Source organism: Microbulbifer mixtoriginis (SeqCode) (genome assembly GCF_052466695.1).
On the sequence record NZ_CP174285.1, the window covers coordinates 2,497,716 to 2,516,550 of the forward strand.

The 18,835-nt window shown below is 45.3% G+C and carries 11 protein-coding genes; 2 read left to right on the forward strand and 9 right to left on the reverse strand.

Going from position 1 to position 18,835, the window contains the following annotated elements; translation table 11 throughout:
- Positions 1 to 169: 169 nt before the first annotated feature.
- Both ACJJI0_RS11045 and ACJJI0_RS11050 read left to right on the forward strand, forming a co-directional pair.
- Complete coding sequence (locus ACJJI0_RS11045; protein ID WP_444882588.1) at positions 170 to 1,105, forward strand: LysR substrate-binding domain-containing protein; 936 nt, start codon at positions 170 to 172, stop codon at positions 1,103 to 1,105.
- A 101-nt stretch (positions 1,106 to 1,206) separates the two neighbouring features.
- Positions 1,207 to 1,746, forward strand: a complete 540-nt coding sequence (locus tag ACJJI0_RS11050) for a cytochrome b (protein ID WP_444882589.1) — start codon at positions 1,207 to 1,209, stop codon at positions 1,744 to 1,746.
- Between the two features lie 81 nt (positions 1,747 to 1,827).
- Here ACJJI0_RS11050 and ACJJI0_RS11055 read toward each other — a convergent pair whose 3' ends face one another.
- From ACJJI0_RS11055 to ACJJI0_RS11095, 9 genes are all read right to left on the reverse strand, one after another.
- Positions 1,828 to 3,597, reverse strand: coding sequence for a DEAD/DEAH box helicase (locus tag ACJJI0_RS11055; RefSeq protein WP_444882590.1), 1,770 nt, complete (start codon positions 3,595 to 3,597; stop codon positions 1,828 to 1,830).
- Positions 3,598 to 3,818: 221 nt separating this feature from the next.
- Positions 3,819 to 5,072, reverse strand: coding sequence for a capsule polysaccharide biogenesis protein (locus ACJJI0_RS11060; protein ID WP_444882591.1), 1,254 nt, complete (start codon positions 5,070 to 5,072; stop codon positions 3,819 to 3,821).
- A gap of 690 nt (positions 5,073 to 5,762) precedes the next feature.
- Complete coding sequence (locus tag ACJJI0_RS11065; protein ID WP_444882592.1) at positions 5,763 to 6,833, reverse strand: phytanoyl-CoA dioxygenase family protein; 1,071 nt, start codon at positions 6,831 to 6,833, stop codon at positions 5,763 to 5,765.
- Between the two features lie 136 nt (positions 6,834 to 6,969).
- Complete coding sequence (locus ACJJI0_RS11070) at positions 6,970 to 8,982, reverse strand: capsule polysaccharide biogenesis protein (RefSeq protein ID WP_444882593.1); 2,013 nt, start codon at positions 8,980 to 8,982, stop codon at positions 6,970 to 6,972.
- Between the two features lie 29 nt (positions 8,983 to 9,011).
- Positions 9,012 to 9,932 (reverse strand): glycosyltransferase, encoded by a 921-nt coding sequence (locus tag ACJJI0_RS11075; protein WP_444882594.1) that lies wholly within the window; start codon positions 9,930 to 9,932, stop codon positions 9,012 to 9,014.
- Positions 9,933 to 9,966: 34 nt separating this feature from the next.
- The gene (locus tag ACJJI0_RS11080; protein ID WP_444882595.1) at positions 9,967 to 11,739 is read right to left on the reverse strand and encodes an SLC13 family permease; all 1,773 of its coding nucleotides are present in this window, start codon (positions 11,737 to 11,739) and stop codon (positions 9,967 to 9,969) included.
- 707 nt (positions 11,740 to 12,446) lie between these two features.
- Positions 12,447 to 14,468 carry a glycosyltransferase family 2 protein gene (locus ACJJI0_RS11085; protein ID WP_444882596.1) on the reverse strand — a complete coding sequence of 674 codons (2,022 nt, stop codon included), beginning with the start codon at positions 14,466 to 14,468 and terminating at the stop codon, positions 12,447 to 12,449.
- 299 nt (positions 14,469 to 14,767) lie between these two features.
- Positions 14,768 to 15,709, reverse strand: a complete 942-nt coding sequence (locus ACJJI0_RS11090) for a sulfotransferase domain-containing protein (protein ID WP_444882597.1) — start codon at positions 15,707 to 15,709, stop codon at positions 14,768 to 14,770.
- Between the two features lie 130 nt (positions 15,710 to 15,839).
- Positions 15,840 to 18,827 carry a glycosyltransferase gene (locus ACJJI0_RS11095; protein ID WP_444882598.1) on the reverse strand — a complete coding sequence of 996 codons (2,988 nt, stop codon included), beginning with the start codon at positions 18,825 to 18,827 and terminating at the stop codon, positions 15,840 to 15,842.
- Between the last annotated feature and the right edge of the window lie 8 nt (positions 18,828 to 18,835).

The following is an 18,835-nucleotide window of genomic DNA, read 5'->3' on the forward strand; positions in this document are numbered from 1 at the left end:
AAGTCCGTTCCTGTGAGAGGGGCCAAGCCCTTTTTTCCTGCCCACACATGTCGGCGCTATTTGTCTACCGATTGCGGCTTCACCACTTGTGAGGCTTAGGACTTGATTGTGTGCCTGCAATGTTATTCAATCAATTTCATATTTTTTGCCATAAACATGAATAATTTTAATGATGATAGAAATGCGCCATCTGCGCGCCCTCTCTGTTCTGCGTGAGACTGGCAGCCTGGTGCGCGCCGCTGAGCATCTACACCTGACCCAGTCGGCCCTCTCTCATCTGTTCCGGGAATTGGAGGAGCGCCACAACCTGTCACTATTTGTGCGCAAGTCCCGCCCGCTGCGCTTTACCAGCGCCGGCTTGCGCCTGCTGCAGCTGGCCGATGACATATTGCCGCGCGCGGCTCTAGCCCAGCGAGACTTGGCACGGCTGGCCTCCGGCCAGTCGGGACGCTTGAATATCGCGATCGAATGCCACAGCTGTTACCAGTGGTTGATGCCGGCTTTGAATACTTATCGCGACGACTGGCCCGAGGTGGAGCTGGATCTGTGCAGTGGCTTTCACTTCGCACCGCTGCCAGCCCTTACCCGCGGTGACTTGGATCTGGTGGTCACCTCTAATCCAGACCGGGATTTGAAAGGCATCCACTATCAGCCACTATTCAGCTTTGAGATGTGCCTGGCACTCAGCCGCAAACATCCACTATTGCAAGATGATGCCAAACGCCGCTGGGTGACTCCCGGGGAGTTGGCCGGGGAGGTACAGATCACTTACCCGGTGGAGCGGGAGCGGCTGGATATTTTCCAGAATTTCCTCGAGCCCGCTGGCATCGAGCCCGCGGGTGTACGCACGGCAGAGTTGACGGTTATGATGGTGCAGCTAGTGGCCAGTGGCCGCGGTGTGTGCGCTCTGCCCAACTGGGCCTTGCACGAATATCTGCAAAAAGGATTTGTGGCGCAGCTGCGTCTGGGAAAAAAGGGTCTATGGAGTACCCTTTATGCCGCCGTACGCGAGGAAATGCTGGAGCAAGCCTATGCCGCTGACTTTCTGCGGACTGCCCGGGATACCTGTTTTAGCCATCTAAATGGGATTCGCGCGGCGAGTTAAGCGAACTAGCCACTACTATCAGCAACAGATAACTGGAGCGGGTGCACACGCCCGCCGCAACCTAACGCCCGTGCTGGGCGCTGCTTTACAGGAGACGTTCTATGTCCACAACGAATGATCGCTGGAACTCAGTGAGTAAAGGCCTGCATTGGCTGTTTGTGATTCTACTACTGGCGGTATGGGGCGCCGTAGAGCTGCACGAATTCTTTGAACGCGACGATCCAATGCGCGGCTGGTTTATGCGCCTGCACTTCTCTCTGGGTGTCGCGGTGTTAATGCTGCTGGCAGTTCGTCTCTACTGGCGTGCGCGCCACAAGCGCCCGCAGATCCAGGGCCGCTCCTGGCAGAAGGCCTTATCCAACCTGACCCATGGTGCTCTCTACTTGGTTTTACTGGCAATGCCGGTTTCGGGTATTGCGATGCGTCAGCTGTTCGGCAGGGATACAGAGTTTTTTGGCCTTTTTGCCCTACCGCGCCTACTGGCAGAGAATTCAGACCTGGGCAAGCAGCTCGGTTTCCTGCATAAGGATGTTCTGTGGCCGGCCCTGCTGATATTGGTGGGACTGCATATCGCCGCCGCGCTCTGGCACCACTTCATCATGCGCGATAGCACTCTGACCCGTATGCTACCGCAGCGCTAGGCACAGCTACCCTAGATTTGCGGCATAAAAAACGGCGCTATAAGCGCCGTTTTTTATGTCTCGGGACTCGCTGGGAAAAGATTACTCCCCGCCATTATCCCGTTTGAACTTGGGCTTGCCCTTGGGTTTGCCCTTGGGCTTACCTTTAGGTTTGCCCTTCGCCTTAACGGCCGACTCATCGAAACGGGAAATCTTCATGGGCTTACCAGCCACCCGTACCTTCTTCAGATGCTGGAAGATTTCCTTGGGCATACCTTCCGGAAGGTCCACGGTGGTGAAGTCTCCATATATCTCAATACGACCTATAAAGGAACTATCCAGATCCACCTCGTTGGCAATGGCACCAACGATACCACCCGGACGCACACCGTGCTCGCGACCAACTTCGATACGGTAGCGCTCCAGCCCCTCATCGGGTGCTGGCATCTTGCGGTCTTTTTCATAACCGTCTTTCTTACGACGACGCCCTTCAAAATCATCGTCCCGCTCGCGGCGTTCTCTTTCCCTGCGCGGCTTGGACTCCTGCTCTTTGATCAGCAGCGGCTGGTCACCCTGGGCCATGGAGGCCAAGGCAGCAGCGACATCCAGTGGGTCCACTTCATTCTGGGCGAGGAATTCCTCCACCAGCAAGCGGTAGGGTGCCAGGTCTGTCTGGCCTTCCAGGGTTGCGGTAATGCGCTCGCGGAAGCGCTGCATACGGGCACTGTTAACCATCTCGGCACTGGGTAACTCCAGCTTCTCAATGGGTTTCTTGGTGGCCTTCTCAATAACACGTAGCATACGGCGCTCACGCGGCGCCACAAACAAGATGGCATCCCCCTCACGACCCGCGCGGCCGGTACGACCGATACGGTGAATATAGGCTTCGGTATCGTAAGGGATGTCGTAGTTGATCACGTGGCTGATACGTTTCACATCCAAGCCGCGCGCTGCCACATCAGTGGCCACAACAATATCGAGCTTGCCGTTCTTGAGCTTATCGATTACCTGCTCGCGCAGGTTCTGCGCCATATCGCCATTCAGGGCGGCACTGGCGAAACCGCGCGCTGCCAGCTTGTCTGCAAGCTCAACAGTGCTGTTTTTGGTGCGTACGAAAATAATCGTTGCATCTACCGGCTCGGCTTCGAGGATACGAGTCAGGGCATCCAGTTTATGCAAACCGCCCACGGGCCAGTAGCGCTGGCGGATGGTCTCCGCAGTCTCTTGCTTAACACGGATTTTGACTTCAACCGGCTCGTGTAAATGCTCGCGAGCTATCCGAGCGATCTCTTTGGGCATGGTAGCGGAGAACAGCGCGATCTGGCGCTCTTCCGGAATCTGTTCCAATACCCACTGCACATCGTCGATAAAACCCATGCGCAACATTTCATCGGCCTCATCCAGCACCAAGGTACTCAGATTGGAGAGATCCAGGGAACCGCGACGCATATGATCCATCACTCGGCCAGGGGTACCCACCACTAGCTGCACACCGCGTTTTAATTGTTGGATCTGTCCACGATAGTCAGCACCGCCATAAATTGGAGCCACGTGGAAGCCTTTCAGGTTAGAAGCATAAGCCTGGCAAGCCTCGGCTACCTGGATAGCCAATTCACGAGTCGGCGCTAATACCAAAGCTTGCGGCCGACGGTTTTTCAGATCCAGTTTGGACAGTAAAGGCAGTGCAAAAGCAGCTGTTTTGCCGGTGCCGGTTTGGGCCTGGCCCAGCACATCGCGATTCTCCAACAGGGAGGGGATTGTCTGTGCCTGAATCGGAGAGGGGGTCTCATAGCCCAGTTTTTCGATGGCAGTTAGGATTTCAGGCGGCAGGCCCAGCTGGTCGAAGCCGGCCGGTTTTGGGGTATCGGTCATTTCGGAATTCACTTGAAGCCTAAGTCCCTGTCGTGGGACCGGAGCGGTGGGTCAAAAGGTCGCGCAGTCTAACAGGTTAGGCGTCCCAGATCAGCCTGTTTTTTAAGCAGATATCAGAAGAAAGCCCCAACAGCTGCGAAATCTCGGCCCCATAGTGGGAGAATGATAGAAGAGAAAAGACCAGGCAGGGGCCGCAATCTAGTGAAAAAACCACTGAACACTCATTTTGCATCGGTCCTGATATTAGTGCCGACAGGCTTTGATAGCGGCAAAATGGAGTCTTTTCTACCAACTTCCTTCAAACGGGCACAAACTCTGTCCACTGTCGACTTAAGCCCTCGGGAAAAGCTGCCATCCACCTGTGTGCGCTCATACAGATAAGTATGAAAACGCCGGAAAAAATTGATGTCTACCGGCTCTGGCTGTTTCCAGAAACTAGAAAGGCTGCCCTGGTGCGTCAAACCCGGCAAATCATATAAGGACCGCCCCATTACCTTGGTAGGCACCTTGTGAAGCAGTGCGGAAATGCCCACAGTACTGTTGATAGTTACCACACCCCTTGTATGGTCCAACAAGGTCGGTAAATGCAGATCATGACAATAAATCACCCGCCCACTTATCCGATAACGCGCTTCCAGTACACTGATCAGCCTTTGATAGTGGCAAAAGCCGCGGTCCATCGGATGGTGCTTAAAAACAATGACCGTATCTTCAGGCGCATTTCGTGCAAAAGATTTACACACGACATCTATCGCATTCTCAATCGAGAGCAGGTCGGAATGCTTGCGCAACTGAAAATCATCGCAGGTCTGTAAAGGAAACAGGTAAAAACGGCCACTGTACTTTCCAGTCATCTGGCGGATAAGCCCGCGCTCTTTGAACTTATAGAGCCCCTTACGATAAAAGCTTCTCAGCCAACAGACGCCTTCCTGTAACCAACTGCGATTCCGGTGATGGCGATAACTGGCAAATTCTGATTGGGCAAAGCGCATAGCCAAGTAATAAGCAGATGCGAAGTAGGCACGCCGCCAAAAAGTATGACCAACGGGAGGCGCCGGGGTACGGCCTCTAGGTAGATATTGATCTATTGCCTGCCTGGACCAGTCAGTTGAGGAAAAAGCATTAACCCCACCCCACTCCATAGTGACAAAATCGGGGCGCAGATAGCCTTCCTCGAAAACGATAAAAGCAACTCCCATTGATTGGCATACTTTTTTGGCGCTTTCATGCAGCCTTCTGCAGTCGCCATATGCAAAAACCGTATCAGCGCCATGCTCAGAAAGATAACGACGTAAAAAAGATGGCCAGTCAGCTTCTCTACCGGTGAAATCTACTTGGTAGTTCCCCCAGCCAAAGTAGCGATCGCCTCCATTGAAGTTGATCTTGTGGGTAACAATACCGAGTTGCGAAAACCGCTTTGCCAGCTGGGCAAAAAACGGGCCATGCGGTCCCTGTAAAAATACTGCCACAGACATGAATAGGCCTACTCCGGAGTCACCCTACTAGGGGCATTGAAACTGAACAATGAAACATCAAGGCTACGATCGATAACTCATCACATACAAACCACTGCTATAGCAGACCAATAAACATCGCAACAAGAAACACAAAGCTGGTCATACAATAGCCCAAGAATTTCTGAACAAAAAACGAACATCGATTGTACAGGCACTAATTTAGCGGCATAAACAGGCCTTCAGGATACATTACTGCAAATTTATCCATCAGGCGATAGCCTGAAAAGCCACCTTTAGAGACAAGTTTGCCCGTTAAAAAACGATGCGGGCCTGTGGATACTTCTCTGGTAAATTGATGCAGATTCAAAATTCATTTCAGTAATGGGGTTGGAAGCAGGCTCTATAGGAACCGGAATAGACACCAGTAGCCTTCACTTTATATATAGCAGAACAGATGACTCACTGAGATTGCTCATTTGAAGAGTGTGGCGTACTTCACGGACGGCTATTCTAGAGAGTAAAGAAAATAATGCCAAGACAGCCTATTACACGAGGGACTCGCTAGCAATGTTCGTCTCTAGCAGGTTTAAAATCCTCTAATATATTTCAAATAACTTGATGCGCGCTCACTTTTTCAAGAGCTAACTTTTTCTCTGCACTACAGACCCAACTTAAAATAAAATGTATTTCAATCGATTGCACTCAGAATTATTCAGACTCAAGTATTTTGGAAGCCATCACACTTTTAGCACGATTAAAGGTACCAAAATAGTTACTCTGTTCTCCTCCCTCTGTTTTCCGGCTATCAATCTTCCTCAACGCCTTCTTCCATATCCACTCAAATAGCAACGCGGTTGATCTCGGAAAAGGGGTGAACAAGGGGTTAAATGGGTTATCACGCGCCTGCATCCAAACCGTCATTCGGTGTGACTTTTGTAGCGCCCTACCACGGCAATGGAAACCATAAACATTGCCAATGATAAGCGTATTTTTCGGCACGGATAGCTTCTCCACTTTAAAACCCATTTCAGCCAGTTCCGGAGCACTTACGCGAAATGAGCCATCCCAATAGCGCCCTGGAGCACGATCGGCTCCTTTCTTGCATGCTTCCAAACTCTGCCTGTATTCCCATTTGAGCCGCTTCCATGTCAACCGGTGGGAACCGGGAACATAAACAAATGAGCCATTAGTATCTGAAGAATCATCTATGTATAACCAGGCTTTTACACATGGATGAAAGGTGTCTGCATGCAAATCTCGCTGAGGATCTGGACGTGGAGTGACGTTCGCATGGTTACATAAATTTTCAATATAAAAGAGTGGTGGTCGATTCTTTGAAGAGCAATAACGCATCAATCTATCCAAACCTTTATGGGAATAAAGCCTTTGAAAGTTTGGTGTTTTAGCTCTCTCCGTAGAGTCCATAAAGACCCGTTGAGTAATGGTAGTTCCCTCAATAACCTCTCTGACAGGGGCCTTCAGCTCAATCAACTCTTTAGTCAAGCGCTGAAACTCAGCCTGAGAAAGAAAATTTTTCTTAAGTAAAAAACCATTACGTATGAATTCACGTCGATCTTCTGAGGGGACCAAAGGAGATAATAGTAAAAGACGAAATCGAAAAAGCAGGTGGGCCAGAATAACTCTGATCACATGTAACCCACAGCGATTTAAAAAGCTATTGCCCAGCAGGGGATTATTCTTAAAGCTTTTACCCCAGCTGAGCAACTCAAAAATCCACTTTGGTACTTTCCAGCTTAGCCCAACCATAGAACGCCACATAACACTCCCCAAATTAAAATATGTTCTAAGCAGGTTTTAACCCCCATAAAAAAGAGGGAGGCCCAACAAAATCAAATACTCAAAACCGACTTATATTTGTTGCCACATCAACAGATAAAAAGTATTGAGCTGAAATTCAATACTTTAAAAATCGACTCCGATACCAACGAAATATCTGCAAGAAAAAGCTCGCCGATTGATCGGATTTGCGGCTTTTTTGTAAGATCTCAATGTTGGTTTTTGCATCAATAAATTCACCGCTCACCGGATCCACATATACAGGATAGAAAAGTAGAGTACCAGCGATTAATTGCTCCAAACTTAACGCTCTTTGCCGCCGAAGTTTAAAAGACTGCAAATCGAAAGCGTCATATACTGGCGCACTGAGAAGTATATCTTCTGTAAGTCCCCAACCAGCATAAAAAGGAAGCCCATAAGTTACCACTTTGATTTCTCGCAACAAAGCCTCAAAACCACACAGTGAACTCATGGTATGCACTTCATCCACTTTATCCAAAAGCAGAGAAATATCACCTTTTTCAATTAAACTGTCGTAAAGGGATTTTGCACCTACAGGCATCCCCCCTTCTCTCGCACCTTCAACAACATCTGGGTGGGGCTTATAGATAATATGGGCACTAGGATTTCTCGCCCTCACCTCTTTCAACAAAGCATAGTTACTTTTTATTTGTGGCGATCCAGTGGCAATGGAAGCATCACTCTCAACTTGACCGGGAATTAGAATAATTTTTTTACCCCTCGGAATTTCCAGCTCATAAGGTGACAATTCTCGACCAATGTTATATTTAGTTACTCTTTTATTTATTAAATTATCTCGCAATATTTTTGCTTGAATTAAACTTTCCGATGGAAATCTAGCACTATTGAGATACACTTCCAGATCACTGGAATAGCGGGCATCAAAATAAATACCACACGCATCCAGCACCAATGAGCTTGGTTTTACCAGGTCAGCACCCAAACCCGCTGAGCGTAGAAAACCATCTTCAATTCTCCATAAATTTAATTGATTTTGTTGACACTGCTCAACCAAAGTATCTGTAACCTTACTGGCCCACACCAAAATATTGGTATTAGGTCTGATTATTGCAGCCCTATCAAGAGACCTGAAGAAAGTAATCCTAGATTTATCGCCCAAAAAATTGGGAATAAAACTGCGTTTCCATGGGGAAAATCCAATTCCTAACCATGTCCCCTGAAAACGTTGCCACTGTCTTTTTTGTTCCAAAATCAATGACAACGTATCTTCAAATTCGCATATAACACCCGTATAAGGATTGATATAACGGCAATAACGAAGATAGGCCGCACAGAAAATTTCAGCCAGTGTTCGTTTTACATTGCGTCTGTTAACAAGCTGGCGATCCTTTGTGAGCCCCCAGCCTGCATAGAAAGGAACACCAAAACAGTGCACTTCCTTACCTGCGATCAATGCATCAAAACCCAGCTGACTGGTAACTACATAGACTTTTTCAACGCGGTCAAATATTGACCATGGAGATAAATCCTGTCCAATAATCCTACAGCCTTCTTGCTTTGCAAGCTCTTGCAAATAACCACGTTTTCTGCCTGAAATAACGTCAGGATGCACTTTGACACAGATCTCAGCACCTGGATTTTCAGTAATCGCACTTCGCAGCATTTCCCGGAAGTGCCTCTCGGAAGCCAACCCAGCGGTTATTGATATATCACCATAAGTCTGGTCTACCACCAGGATCGCCGGACGCTCATCAGCTAAATCCAGAGGAATGTCAACCGATTTGTTATATTTGCACAAACGGTGGGTACGAAGAAGATGAAGTCCATTTTCAGCCCTATTGAGTTCTTCAACGCTAAAATCACTCGCACTGATCAAGCCCTCAAGATCACTGGGGCGAGAGGCGTCGTAATAAATACCGCTATAGTCCATGACCAAACTATGCGCTTGTGCTCCCTCCACTCCCAATCCCAGAGAGCGTAAGAAACCATCCTCAATACAGAAGTAAGGAAGTCCATTCCGTGTGGCTATTCGCTTTGCCTTTATCGACGTAGCCTTGAGCCCCCAGCCCACCATTTGGCTTACGTTTCTATTAGGCCTGGAAAATACATATTGACACTTAGCACCAAGAAAACGCTCTAGGGTACGCATTCTACTAAGCCCTAAAGAGCAGTGCCCAACTACAGGCATTTTTTTGCCTCACTCAGCAGTTTTCCTCTTAAAGCATCATCAGCTGCCAATTGTAAAATGCCTTCTATCCAGAGTGATGGCTCCATAGGCAATAGAATTCCATTCTCCTGATGTCGAACCACCTTACCGTAGATATCCCCCTCCGCATAAATGCCCACCGCACCTGCCTGCGTAATATCATAAAATTTGGTATGGGATCTTGCCCTATTGAAGGGGCTATCCAAAAGAGGAGCTAAGCCTATAGAACGTCCCGGCCTCCGTAGCAAGGATAAATAAGTAGGCCATTTCATGGGGTACAGTACCCGTACTCTTGGTACACCACTAAATAAACGATTTACATGTTTATCCCCAATAATCTCAAAGCTCAGATCCGGATTTTCTGCCATTACTTCTTTGATAATTGGATAGAGCCAGTTGATGTCCTCATAGTGGGACGCTGATCCATGATAGAAAATAGAAAGTTGCTGTCCCTTATCTAGATCCAGTGGCTCTGCCGACAATAATTCAGGGGACCAATCCCGATATTTATTCTGTAGAAATGGAGTTGAGACCAGTAATTTCGCCCCTATAGACTTTAGCCAACGCTGTTTGGACCAGCTATAGCGCAGGATTTTGGCCTGATAGCGCACTGGCATCCTCGCGAAGGCCGACCAATCCAACAAATCATCATCAAGAAATACCGAAACGCCAGATAACTTACTTAAATTCTGTTGTATCAGTGATTGCCAGGAACGAGAAATATAACGTACAAAAATGAGCTGCGCCTCTTTGAGCTCACCTTCAGAAGGAAGCTCATTGAAATTCAAGCGCTTGATATTTACCCCAAGTTTGCGTAAGTAGGGAATAACAAAGTAATCGGTCGAGGGATTAGGCCCCTCCTCTACAACGATCCAACGGCTGACTACTTCCATTCATACTCCAATAGTTCAGGTAAATATAGGGTCATCACTTAAAAGGAAATATGATTGGCAGTAGTATCAAAACTGTAATTGAATAGGCAATTGTGAGGGGTAAGCCTGCACGTAAGAAGTCACGTAAATGGTAACCACCCAAGTTTTGTACAATTAAATTAGTTTGATAGCCAAAAGGTGTCAGGAAGCTTGCACTGGCCCCATAGGCTACAGCCATCACAAACGGCATCCAACTAACGCCAAAGCTATCGGCTAAACTCCAGGCTAATGGAAATGTGAGCGCCGCTGCAGCATTATTGGTCATCAATTCGGTTAACAACAGAGTTAACAAAAAAATACCAATAACCCCAACAAATGGCCCGGCCCCCTGGAGTGAATCTCGCATTGACAGAGCAAGACTATCTGCCAGTCCACTACCGGAGAAAGCTTCTGCTAAGACTAACGCACTGGCAATAATGATCCAGATCTGGAATGGAAAGCGCCGCTGTAGTTCAGTGGTAGTAACGATGTTCAATATCACCATAAAACCTAGCAATACCACCAAGCCTTTTAGTAGTGAAAAAAACCCCAGAGCTGATCCTGCCACAACACTCGCGAACCCCAGCCCCAGTAACCAGCTGTCCCTAGAAGTTAGTTGGCGCTGTACATCAGTACCACTGATTACATAGAAGTTCTTATCAATATTACGATGGTGCTTAAAATCCTGTCCTACCGCCAAAAGTAAGGCATCTCCAGGTTGAAGCTCAATCTCACCAAGCTTTCCGGACAAGCGATCACCGCCTCGGCGCATTGCCACCACGGCTGCATCGAAACGAGTTCGAAACTGACAACTTTTTAAGGTTTCACCGACGATACTGGAATTGGGAGTTAGAACGACCTCTGTCAGGTCCATATGCAGAGTATCATCATCCAATGCAAACAAATGCAGCCCCTCTATAGCCTGGAGCCTTTGTATGTCACGTACATCACCACTAAAAATCAGCTTGTCACCACTACGAATAAGTTCGGTGGGGGCCACAGGGCTAATACTCTGCCCTCCACGGACAATCTCGATTAGGTAAAGTGTTTCGAGTTGGCGCAAATTGTTTTGCTCGACACTACGACCATCCAACGGTGAAGCGGGAGTGACTTCAGCCTCCAACAAATATTGAGCCGCCTCCTCCTCTACAGCGCCTCCTTCGGGGAGCAGACGATTGCACAGAAACAATACTACCAGCCCGACCACAACCGCAGCACTACCAATAGGTAGGAAAGCAAAAAAGTCCAGTGACGCTTCCCCCCTATCCAGAACAAAGCTATTCACAATCAAATTTGTGGAGGTACCTATCAGTGTCAGCGTACCACCGAGAATAGCCGCATAAGATAACGGCAACAGCAGCTTACCTGAGGGGTGGCGCTTCTGAGCCTTAACGCTGGATGCCAACGCCGCGACAATAGCTGTATTATTTAAAAAAGCAGAACTCAAGGCTGTAGCACTAGTAAGTCTTAGTAAGCTGGATTTCAACCTCCCACCGATCAATCCATCAGAGATCGCCCTGAGCCAGCGTGCTTTCTCCAAGCCAATAGAGATTAGAAGTAACACGACCAATGTCACCAGGCCGGGATTAACTGCTTTTTGTAGAACTGACTCGACAGGAACCAAGCCGATCAAAAAACATACAGTAGCAGCAGAGGCAAAAACTAGAGAGGGACGAACGCGACTAAAAATCAAAATAAAGATAACTAGAACGAAAGTGCCGGCAACAAAGAATTGGGAGAAAGTCATAAAGTTGGAGTGTCGCTCTGGTAACCTAGGTAGATACTTCACCTGATAGATATCTTTGGCAAAGGCAAACTATACTAAATCTGTTGCCAACACCCAACGATTAGCTTTTCTCCCATCCTCAAGATTAACTCAGCTCTTCTATCAAAGGAGTTCATACAGACATGTTTTTCAGAGAACTCCTTAGGGAGACTAATGAGGGGGCCGGTTCTCAATACCGCAAACATGATTCTCACCGCAAAAGTTACAATCTGGTTAAAACATAACCACATAAAGCAATATACCAACCCAGAGGGTCATCATAGGATAAATTGATTTCGTCCGTGAACACTCATTAAAGCCTCATATGAAATTTGGCAATGAGTATGAAAGCGGCTGTATGATAGGGAGTATCAGCTATTAATCTATATACTATCGTATATACGAAATCTTATTGATAGTTGGGAACTTAATCATCTCGCGATCGAATGATTTAGGGGGTCAGCTCTATAGAGCCGGCATATTGGGTCAACCTGAGATATAGGGCAAACTGATATTACATCTACAAAAGACTTAGAAGCTTAAAACAAATCCTAAATTTTAGTTTAACCCTCATCAAGCTGCCTTTCAGCTTTTTTTCGTACTCCTAAACTGGAGCGCTTTCCATCCTGAATAGCTACTCAAATGCTATAGTCAGAGTTAATATTGCCGTTTTGAAAGACCATCAACCGAGCAAACCATAACCCCTGACATTTGTCGACTGATTTGATTACTCAACGCCACAAAGGGGCTTTTGTTCTCTCATTAAGGCCTAGAGAAAAATCCTCTCTAGTGTGAGTCAAAAATGGACTGTAGTAAGGGTCTTTTCCCTCATCTGTAGACCACCGTGTCTTCAAACTCATTGCCTCACGATCAAATCGAGCCCGTTTCTCTGGAGTATTATCAATACCGCGACTGATGGATTCATGATGATACATTTCTGCCCAAGGTGTCCATAAATTGCGATAACCAGCTTCCTTAACCTTCAAACAGAAATCGACATCATTAAAGGCCACCTCAAAATGTTCCTCATCTAACCCCCCAACAGATTCATAAATACTCTTACGGACCACTAAGCAGGCCGCTGTAACAGCAGAAAAATTTTGTGTACACATCAGACGATTCATATAACCCTCTTCATTGCGATGATAGAACTTATGAGCATGACCTGCTAATCGCCCCAGACCAACAACGACACCAGCGTGTTGTATACGGCCATCACCATAATACAATTTGGCGCCAACACAACCTATATCTGGCCTTAAGGCATGGGAAACCATTTCATTCAGCCAGTCAGGAGAAATCACTTCGATATCATTGTTTATCAGGCCAATGATATCGCCACGAACATGTTGGACGCCAAAGTTGTTGATTGCCGAGTAATTAAAAGGTGCATCGTACTTAAGTACTCTAACATTGGGATATCTTTTCAACGCAGACAAATATTTTAGTGTTCTCGGATCAACACTTTGGTTATCGAGAACCAGTATTTCGTAGTTTCTATAGATGGTTCGACAAAGAATACTTTCGATACATTGACGAAGTATCGATAACATATCTCTAGTGGGAATCAAAAGAGAAACCAATGGCTCTTCTTTTTTTAAAGGCCAACGAACTTTAAGAACTTTATTGCTTTTCATGGCCTTCACTTCAACATTCCCACACCCTACATCATTAAAATATTCTTCCAAAATATGCTGACTCTTTTGGAGATACTTCCTATCAGCAACTGTCTTTTTTCTATGAAAAAGGACTCTGGGAACATGAATAATTTCTCGCTGTGGGTCCTTCAGTTTTCGCAGCACATTGAGAAACAATGAAAAATCCCAGGCTTCTTTAAAAAAAGCATCATAAATTTCAGGGAACTTAAATAAACCTGGCGCAAAAAGGACAAATTCACCAATATAATTCCTAGAAAAGAAGAGGTCTGGATTCCAAGCCGGCTTGAAATCAGGGAGGCATCTCCGCCCTGCCTCGTTAAGTAGATCTTCATCCGCATAGATCACTTTGGCATATGGCTTATTCTGTAAAACATACTGCAAACAATTTAGTGTTTTCTTAGAAAGTAACGCATGCGGTGGACATAAAAGCTGATAAGTACGCGAAAAAAATAAACAATTATTTTCAGCTATATATGTGTACCTATCAATCAACTTAATTCTACTATCTGAATTGGCATAGCCTTTGAGGGAGGAAAAAATATTTTTCTTAATATTTTCTGAAGGCAATAAGAAAAGCTTCCAGTCTCCGCAGTCTTGGGCCAATACTGAATAAATTACATGCGCTATATTTTCTAAAGAATCATATTTATCAATTGGCATTAACAATAGAAAATTAATGACACCTGGAGATGGTAGTGAATTAGGCCAAAAATTTGGTTCTGTTTTCCTCACCCAATCACGATAGGATACTCTTACGCCAGCAAGCCTAAATGTCGCATCGTAACTGGCCCAACGATTAATTAATTTAAAGGGAACTCGTAACTGGCGACACTTCAATCGTGAACGCATTCTATCAAGAGCAAAAAGGAGGGATACCCGAACCAGGGTTAAGTGACGAATGGTAAACTCACACTCGGTTTGTGCGGGAGAAAACTGCAACCGCTCTCTCCCCCTAGCAAACCAAAGCAGACGTTTAGACATACGCCCATTACGAATTGGTAGGCGAAGCTTCTGAGATTTCTTCCCCCCCTTTTGTTGAAGTATAAAAGCAGCATCCAAGTAACTTTGATCCGTATCGAGTAATACTTCAACCATATACCAGCCCCGAGAAAAATTTATATTTTCAATGGAAAATTTAGATTGGCTGGTAGTTGAACTCCATACAATAGCGCCATCAATACTAGACTCAGCTGTTAACCCCTGAAGCGGACATAGCAGCGGAAGTAAATCGTACCTCGTTAAGTGAGGAATAGTGATTCTTGAGCACTTACCCCTCATATACAACTCCAATAGTCCCCATTATTTTATACCCGATGCCAAAGAGTTATAGCCGCAGGAAAATCACAACTTAATCGTAATAAAAAATCTCATTTAGCTTATAGTGATAAATAAGCTTATTTTCGCTTAATAGCCCTAAATATTTTAGAAAAACGTATTCTCAGACCTGAACTAATAGTGCCATTCTTGCAGGAAACATCTAAACTCTCGAGTGTATTTTTTGACTCTAGATTCCCCCCTGAAAAAATTCTCAGCATGTACTCAGACCCATGATCCTTCAGAAGAGAATTCGGATATTCCAACCTCCAGTCAGAAAAATCGTATTTTAAGTACTTTATGTATTTTTTAAAAATAGGCTTTAAAAAAACTACATCTTCTTTGGAATACCATTCTCTCCAATTTCCGTGAGCTTTACTTCTAACTACTCCCGCATGATTTTTATCAACGGACACATTCTTTTTAATCGAAAAAGAGAGATACCCTTCCAGTTTCTCGATATCCCCATCAATAAGATCTTCATATTTTATGATCAACCAGTCTTTATTAATTTCTTTTAGAAACCTTAAAACATTATCGTACGTTTCAGATATTTTTTTTGCCAATACGGGATAAAAACTTGGGCTTTGATTAAATAAAAATACTGTAGGTACATCTTTTGGATTAAGCTCCTTGTACCTGACCAATCTCAATGTACGTTCAAATTTCTCTTTGTCTGGCCTATGTGCCCAATGCCACCTATAGAAAATTTGACTAACAAATCGGTCACGTGGATCTCTAACTATAAAAATTTTTTTATCAAAATAATCTTGATAATCCAATACCTTATCAGGTGAAACTCCAGAATCTAATAAACTCTTAACAACCTCAATGCTATTGGATTGCATGGGCGAACATATGCCGTCTTTAGCATAAAGCACCCCATCGGCGCCCTCCAAAATCTCAAAAGGCTCAAAGACTTCTTGCACTCTTACCTTCAGGTGATTCTCCAGAGAATCTTTCACCATAGCATGTAGAATCGTGGTTCCAGACTTACTCAGCCCATAAATTAAAATTCGCATGCTGTCTGTTCACCATTTTTATACTAAACAATTTGACAACCATTGTAATAAACACCTTTAACATCTACAGCTAAGGTAGCAATTTTTAGAGCAACCATAATATTTAAAAGATTTAGGGCTTACTCTCAGATTAAGTGGCATGTGCCGAACGCGAACAAAGATGTTCAATTTTATGCAAAATCATTCCGAATCGTGTAACCATTGCTTCGAAGCTATAGTTTTCTTCTGCTCTCCGTCGACCGGCCATTCCCATATATAATCGTAGTACGGGATCTTCAACCAGCAACATTACTCGATCCGCTATAGTTTCCACTTCACCCAATGGAACAAGGTATCCGTTCTCACCATCTACGATAAGCTCCGAAAGAGCCCCCCAGTCATAGGCAACGACCGGGCATGCTGCCGCCATGGCTTCTAAAATTGTACGTCCGAATGACTCTTTAAAATGCGACAGATTCACCACTATATCAACTTGAGCTAAGGCTTCTTGTGAGCTGGCAATATAACCAGTAAACTGTAAACATTGCGAAATTTCACCGCTTTGCTGTCGTTCTCGTAAATCCCTTGTATACTCGTTCTCCGGTCCAATCAATTTACAAACTACAGGAACAGATCTCTGCTCTAGTATTTCCGCTAATTTAACGAAATCTACCAAACCTTTTTTAGGCAAGTTACTGCTGATTAACGCGATACGTACAGGACTATCTTTGGATTTGATAGCCTCTAAGGGGGGAGAAAACATTCTAATATCGATCATATTGGGCAATACAATCACGTCCTCTACAGATATTTCCTTCTCCACAGCTTTAGAATTTACTAGTGTGATATCCGCTAATTTTCCAACGCGCGCAATGATTGATTTAGCAGTTGCACCTAATGTCTTACATAAAGCTTCATCATGAGAAGGAAGTTCACGTACATGAATGACAGTAAGTACTTCTAAGGCTCGAGCAGCAAGTAAAGGCTCGTCTAGCACTAGTGTATTGGCATATACTGCCTGGATATCAAACCTATCAATCAATTGCTTAAACTTCATCAGGGTTTGAGGACAAGGCTTCCGATCAGCCTTCCACCAGCCGTAAGGCAAAACCATTACAGCCTTTGCCATAGATTTAATAGCCTCAACATAAGCAGTATTTATAGCACTTGGCAATACTACGATCAGGTTTACTTCCAGCTTATTCAAAGCAGCCAACACGTCAAGCAAGCTGCGTTCAGCGCCAAATAGACAGTTTCCAGCCTGGTGAGTGCAGACTAATAGATTTAATGCTCCAGGCCAGTGAGGCTGTGTTCCTGGTATTTCCGCCAGAGGTTTAAACCCTTGAGCTAGTCCCACGGTTAAATAGTGGTAGAGTGTAGGTAGCTTATCTACCCTGGCTTCTGGAAAGCGATATCCGTAGCCAGTGGTACTGAACTCTGGTCCCGGGTCCCGCCCCTCTAAAGAACCTACTAACCAGTAATGCTCAAACAGGTCAATTGGCGCTTCTTGTAAGTCTGAATTCTGCTCCAAATACCATGCTGCATCGAAATAGCCTGATTGCTGAACAATATCCATAGGATTAGGGCTCTGCACAATCTTTTTATCATGACAAATTGCTGCCGGTGCTTTAAAATAGCGGAGCCTTGGATTGGCAGGTAAATAAAGATCTTTTGCCGATTTAGCTCTTGTGTGCCAGCGCTTAGCTGCATCTTCGTAATCTTTTCGAATACCGTAAAATCGTGTGAAGAGGTTTGTCTCGCTACACCTACTTAGAGAGTTTTTATTAATACGGCCAAAGCTGAGTGGCACACCAAGCAAGACTTCAGTTAAAGAATCCTCACCAAAAAAGTTAAGGATACGATAATAATATTCTGTGTCCCCATTGACTGTAACCCTATCCCAGTAACCTAGCATCTCAAATACAGAGCGACGAAACATCAGCGAAGAGACATTACGGTACACCCAACTATCTTCTGGACGCCAGTGGGAAAAATGTAATTCATTAGTAGTGCGCACCCAATGAGAGGTACAACCCACTTTAGAAGATTCTAACATTAAAGCTTTAACTTGATATTCTATTTTTTGTGGGTGGGACCAATCATCGCTATCATGTGTGGTAATTAGGTCACCACTGGCTACCTTCAAGGCGGTATTACGGGCAGCGTAGGTGCCTTGATTTTTTTCATGCCTCAATAGCCGAATTTCCACACCAGGACGCAAATGTGTATTTCGTACATACTTTTCAAGTACTTCCCAAGTAGCGTCTTTACTAGCATCATCAACCACCAAAATTTCCAAGTTTCTCCAAGACTGCTCACACAAAGAGCGAAGAGCCGTTTCCAGGGTTCTCTCAGCATTATAAGTAGGAATGATTACTGAAACCCTCGGTGCCCCTTCCCCCCCTACGATAGGTAACTGCTCTGCAGGATGGAGAGAATCCAAATTCAAGGATTTATCATTATCCCCTGCTAATCCACATAATTCATTTTGTATAAAGACTTGATTGATTGTTTTTAAAATCAAATGATTCAATTGCCCATTAGGATCTTTTGTAGCTTTAATAGTTTTCTTGTGAACAAGTAGATTGACCTCTGCCAATATCACGTCAACCTGTCCAGTAAAGCGCTGAGCCAATACCAATAGCACTTCCTGGGCCGTGCTCCATTGCTTATGCTGTAGAGCAGCTTCAAATATCAGCAAAAAGGGGCCTGCATGCGAGGGATAAGGGTAATCTGCACACTGAAACAAGGATAGAGAGGTAAATACTTTCGACCAATCACCATTTGCAGCATACCAACGTGCAATGGCCCAGGCCGCATAATATCTTTCTTGGCTTATTGCGTTCGGCATTGCTGAAAGCTGCTCTAGCTGAGGTAAAATAAATTTATTGCCTCCTCGCCACAGATGGTACTCCCATACAAGGGCACGATTCTGAAATGGTCTTCGACCCTCAAAACGCCCATAATTAATATAATGCTCTAGTGGATCAACCCCAGCAGATGCGACATCTGGATATGTTTGCAGATACCATTGGGGGTCAAAATTATCAAGGGCCGGCAAATCGCGGCCACATACCTGAGCAAGAGGTTTAGAGCACATCTCAATAAGTCTGCGCCATAGACGCCTTATGGAAAGCATGGTATCTA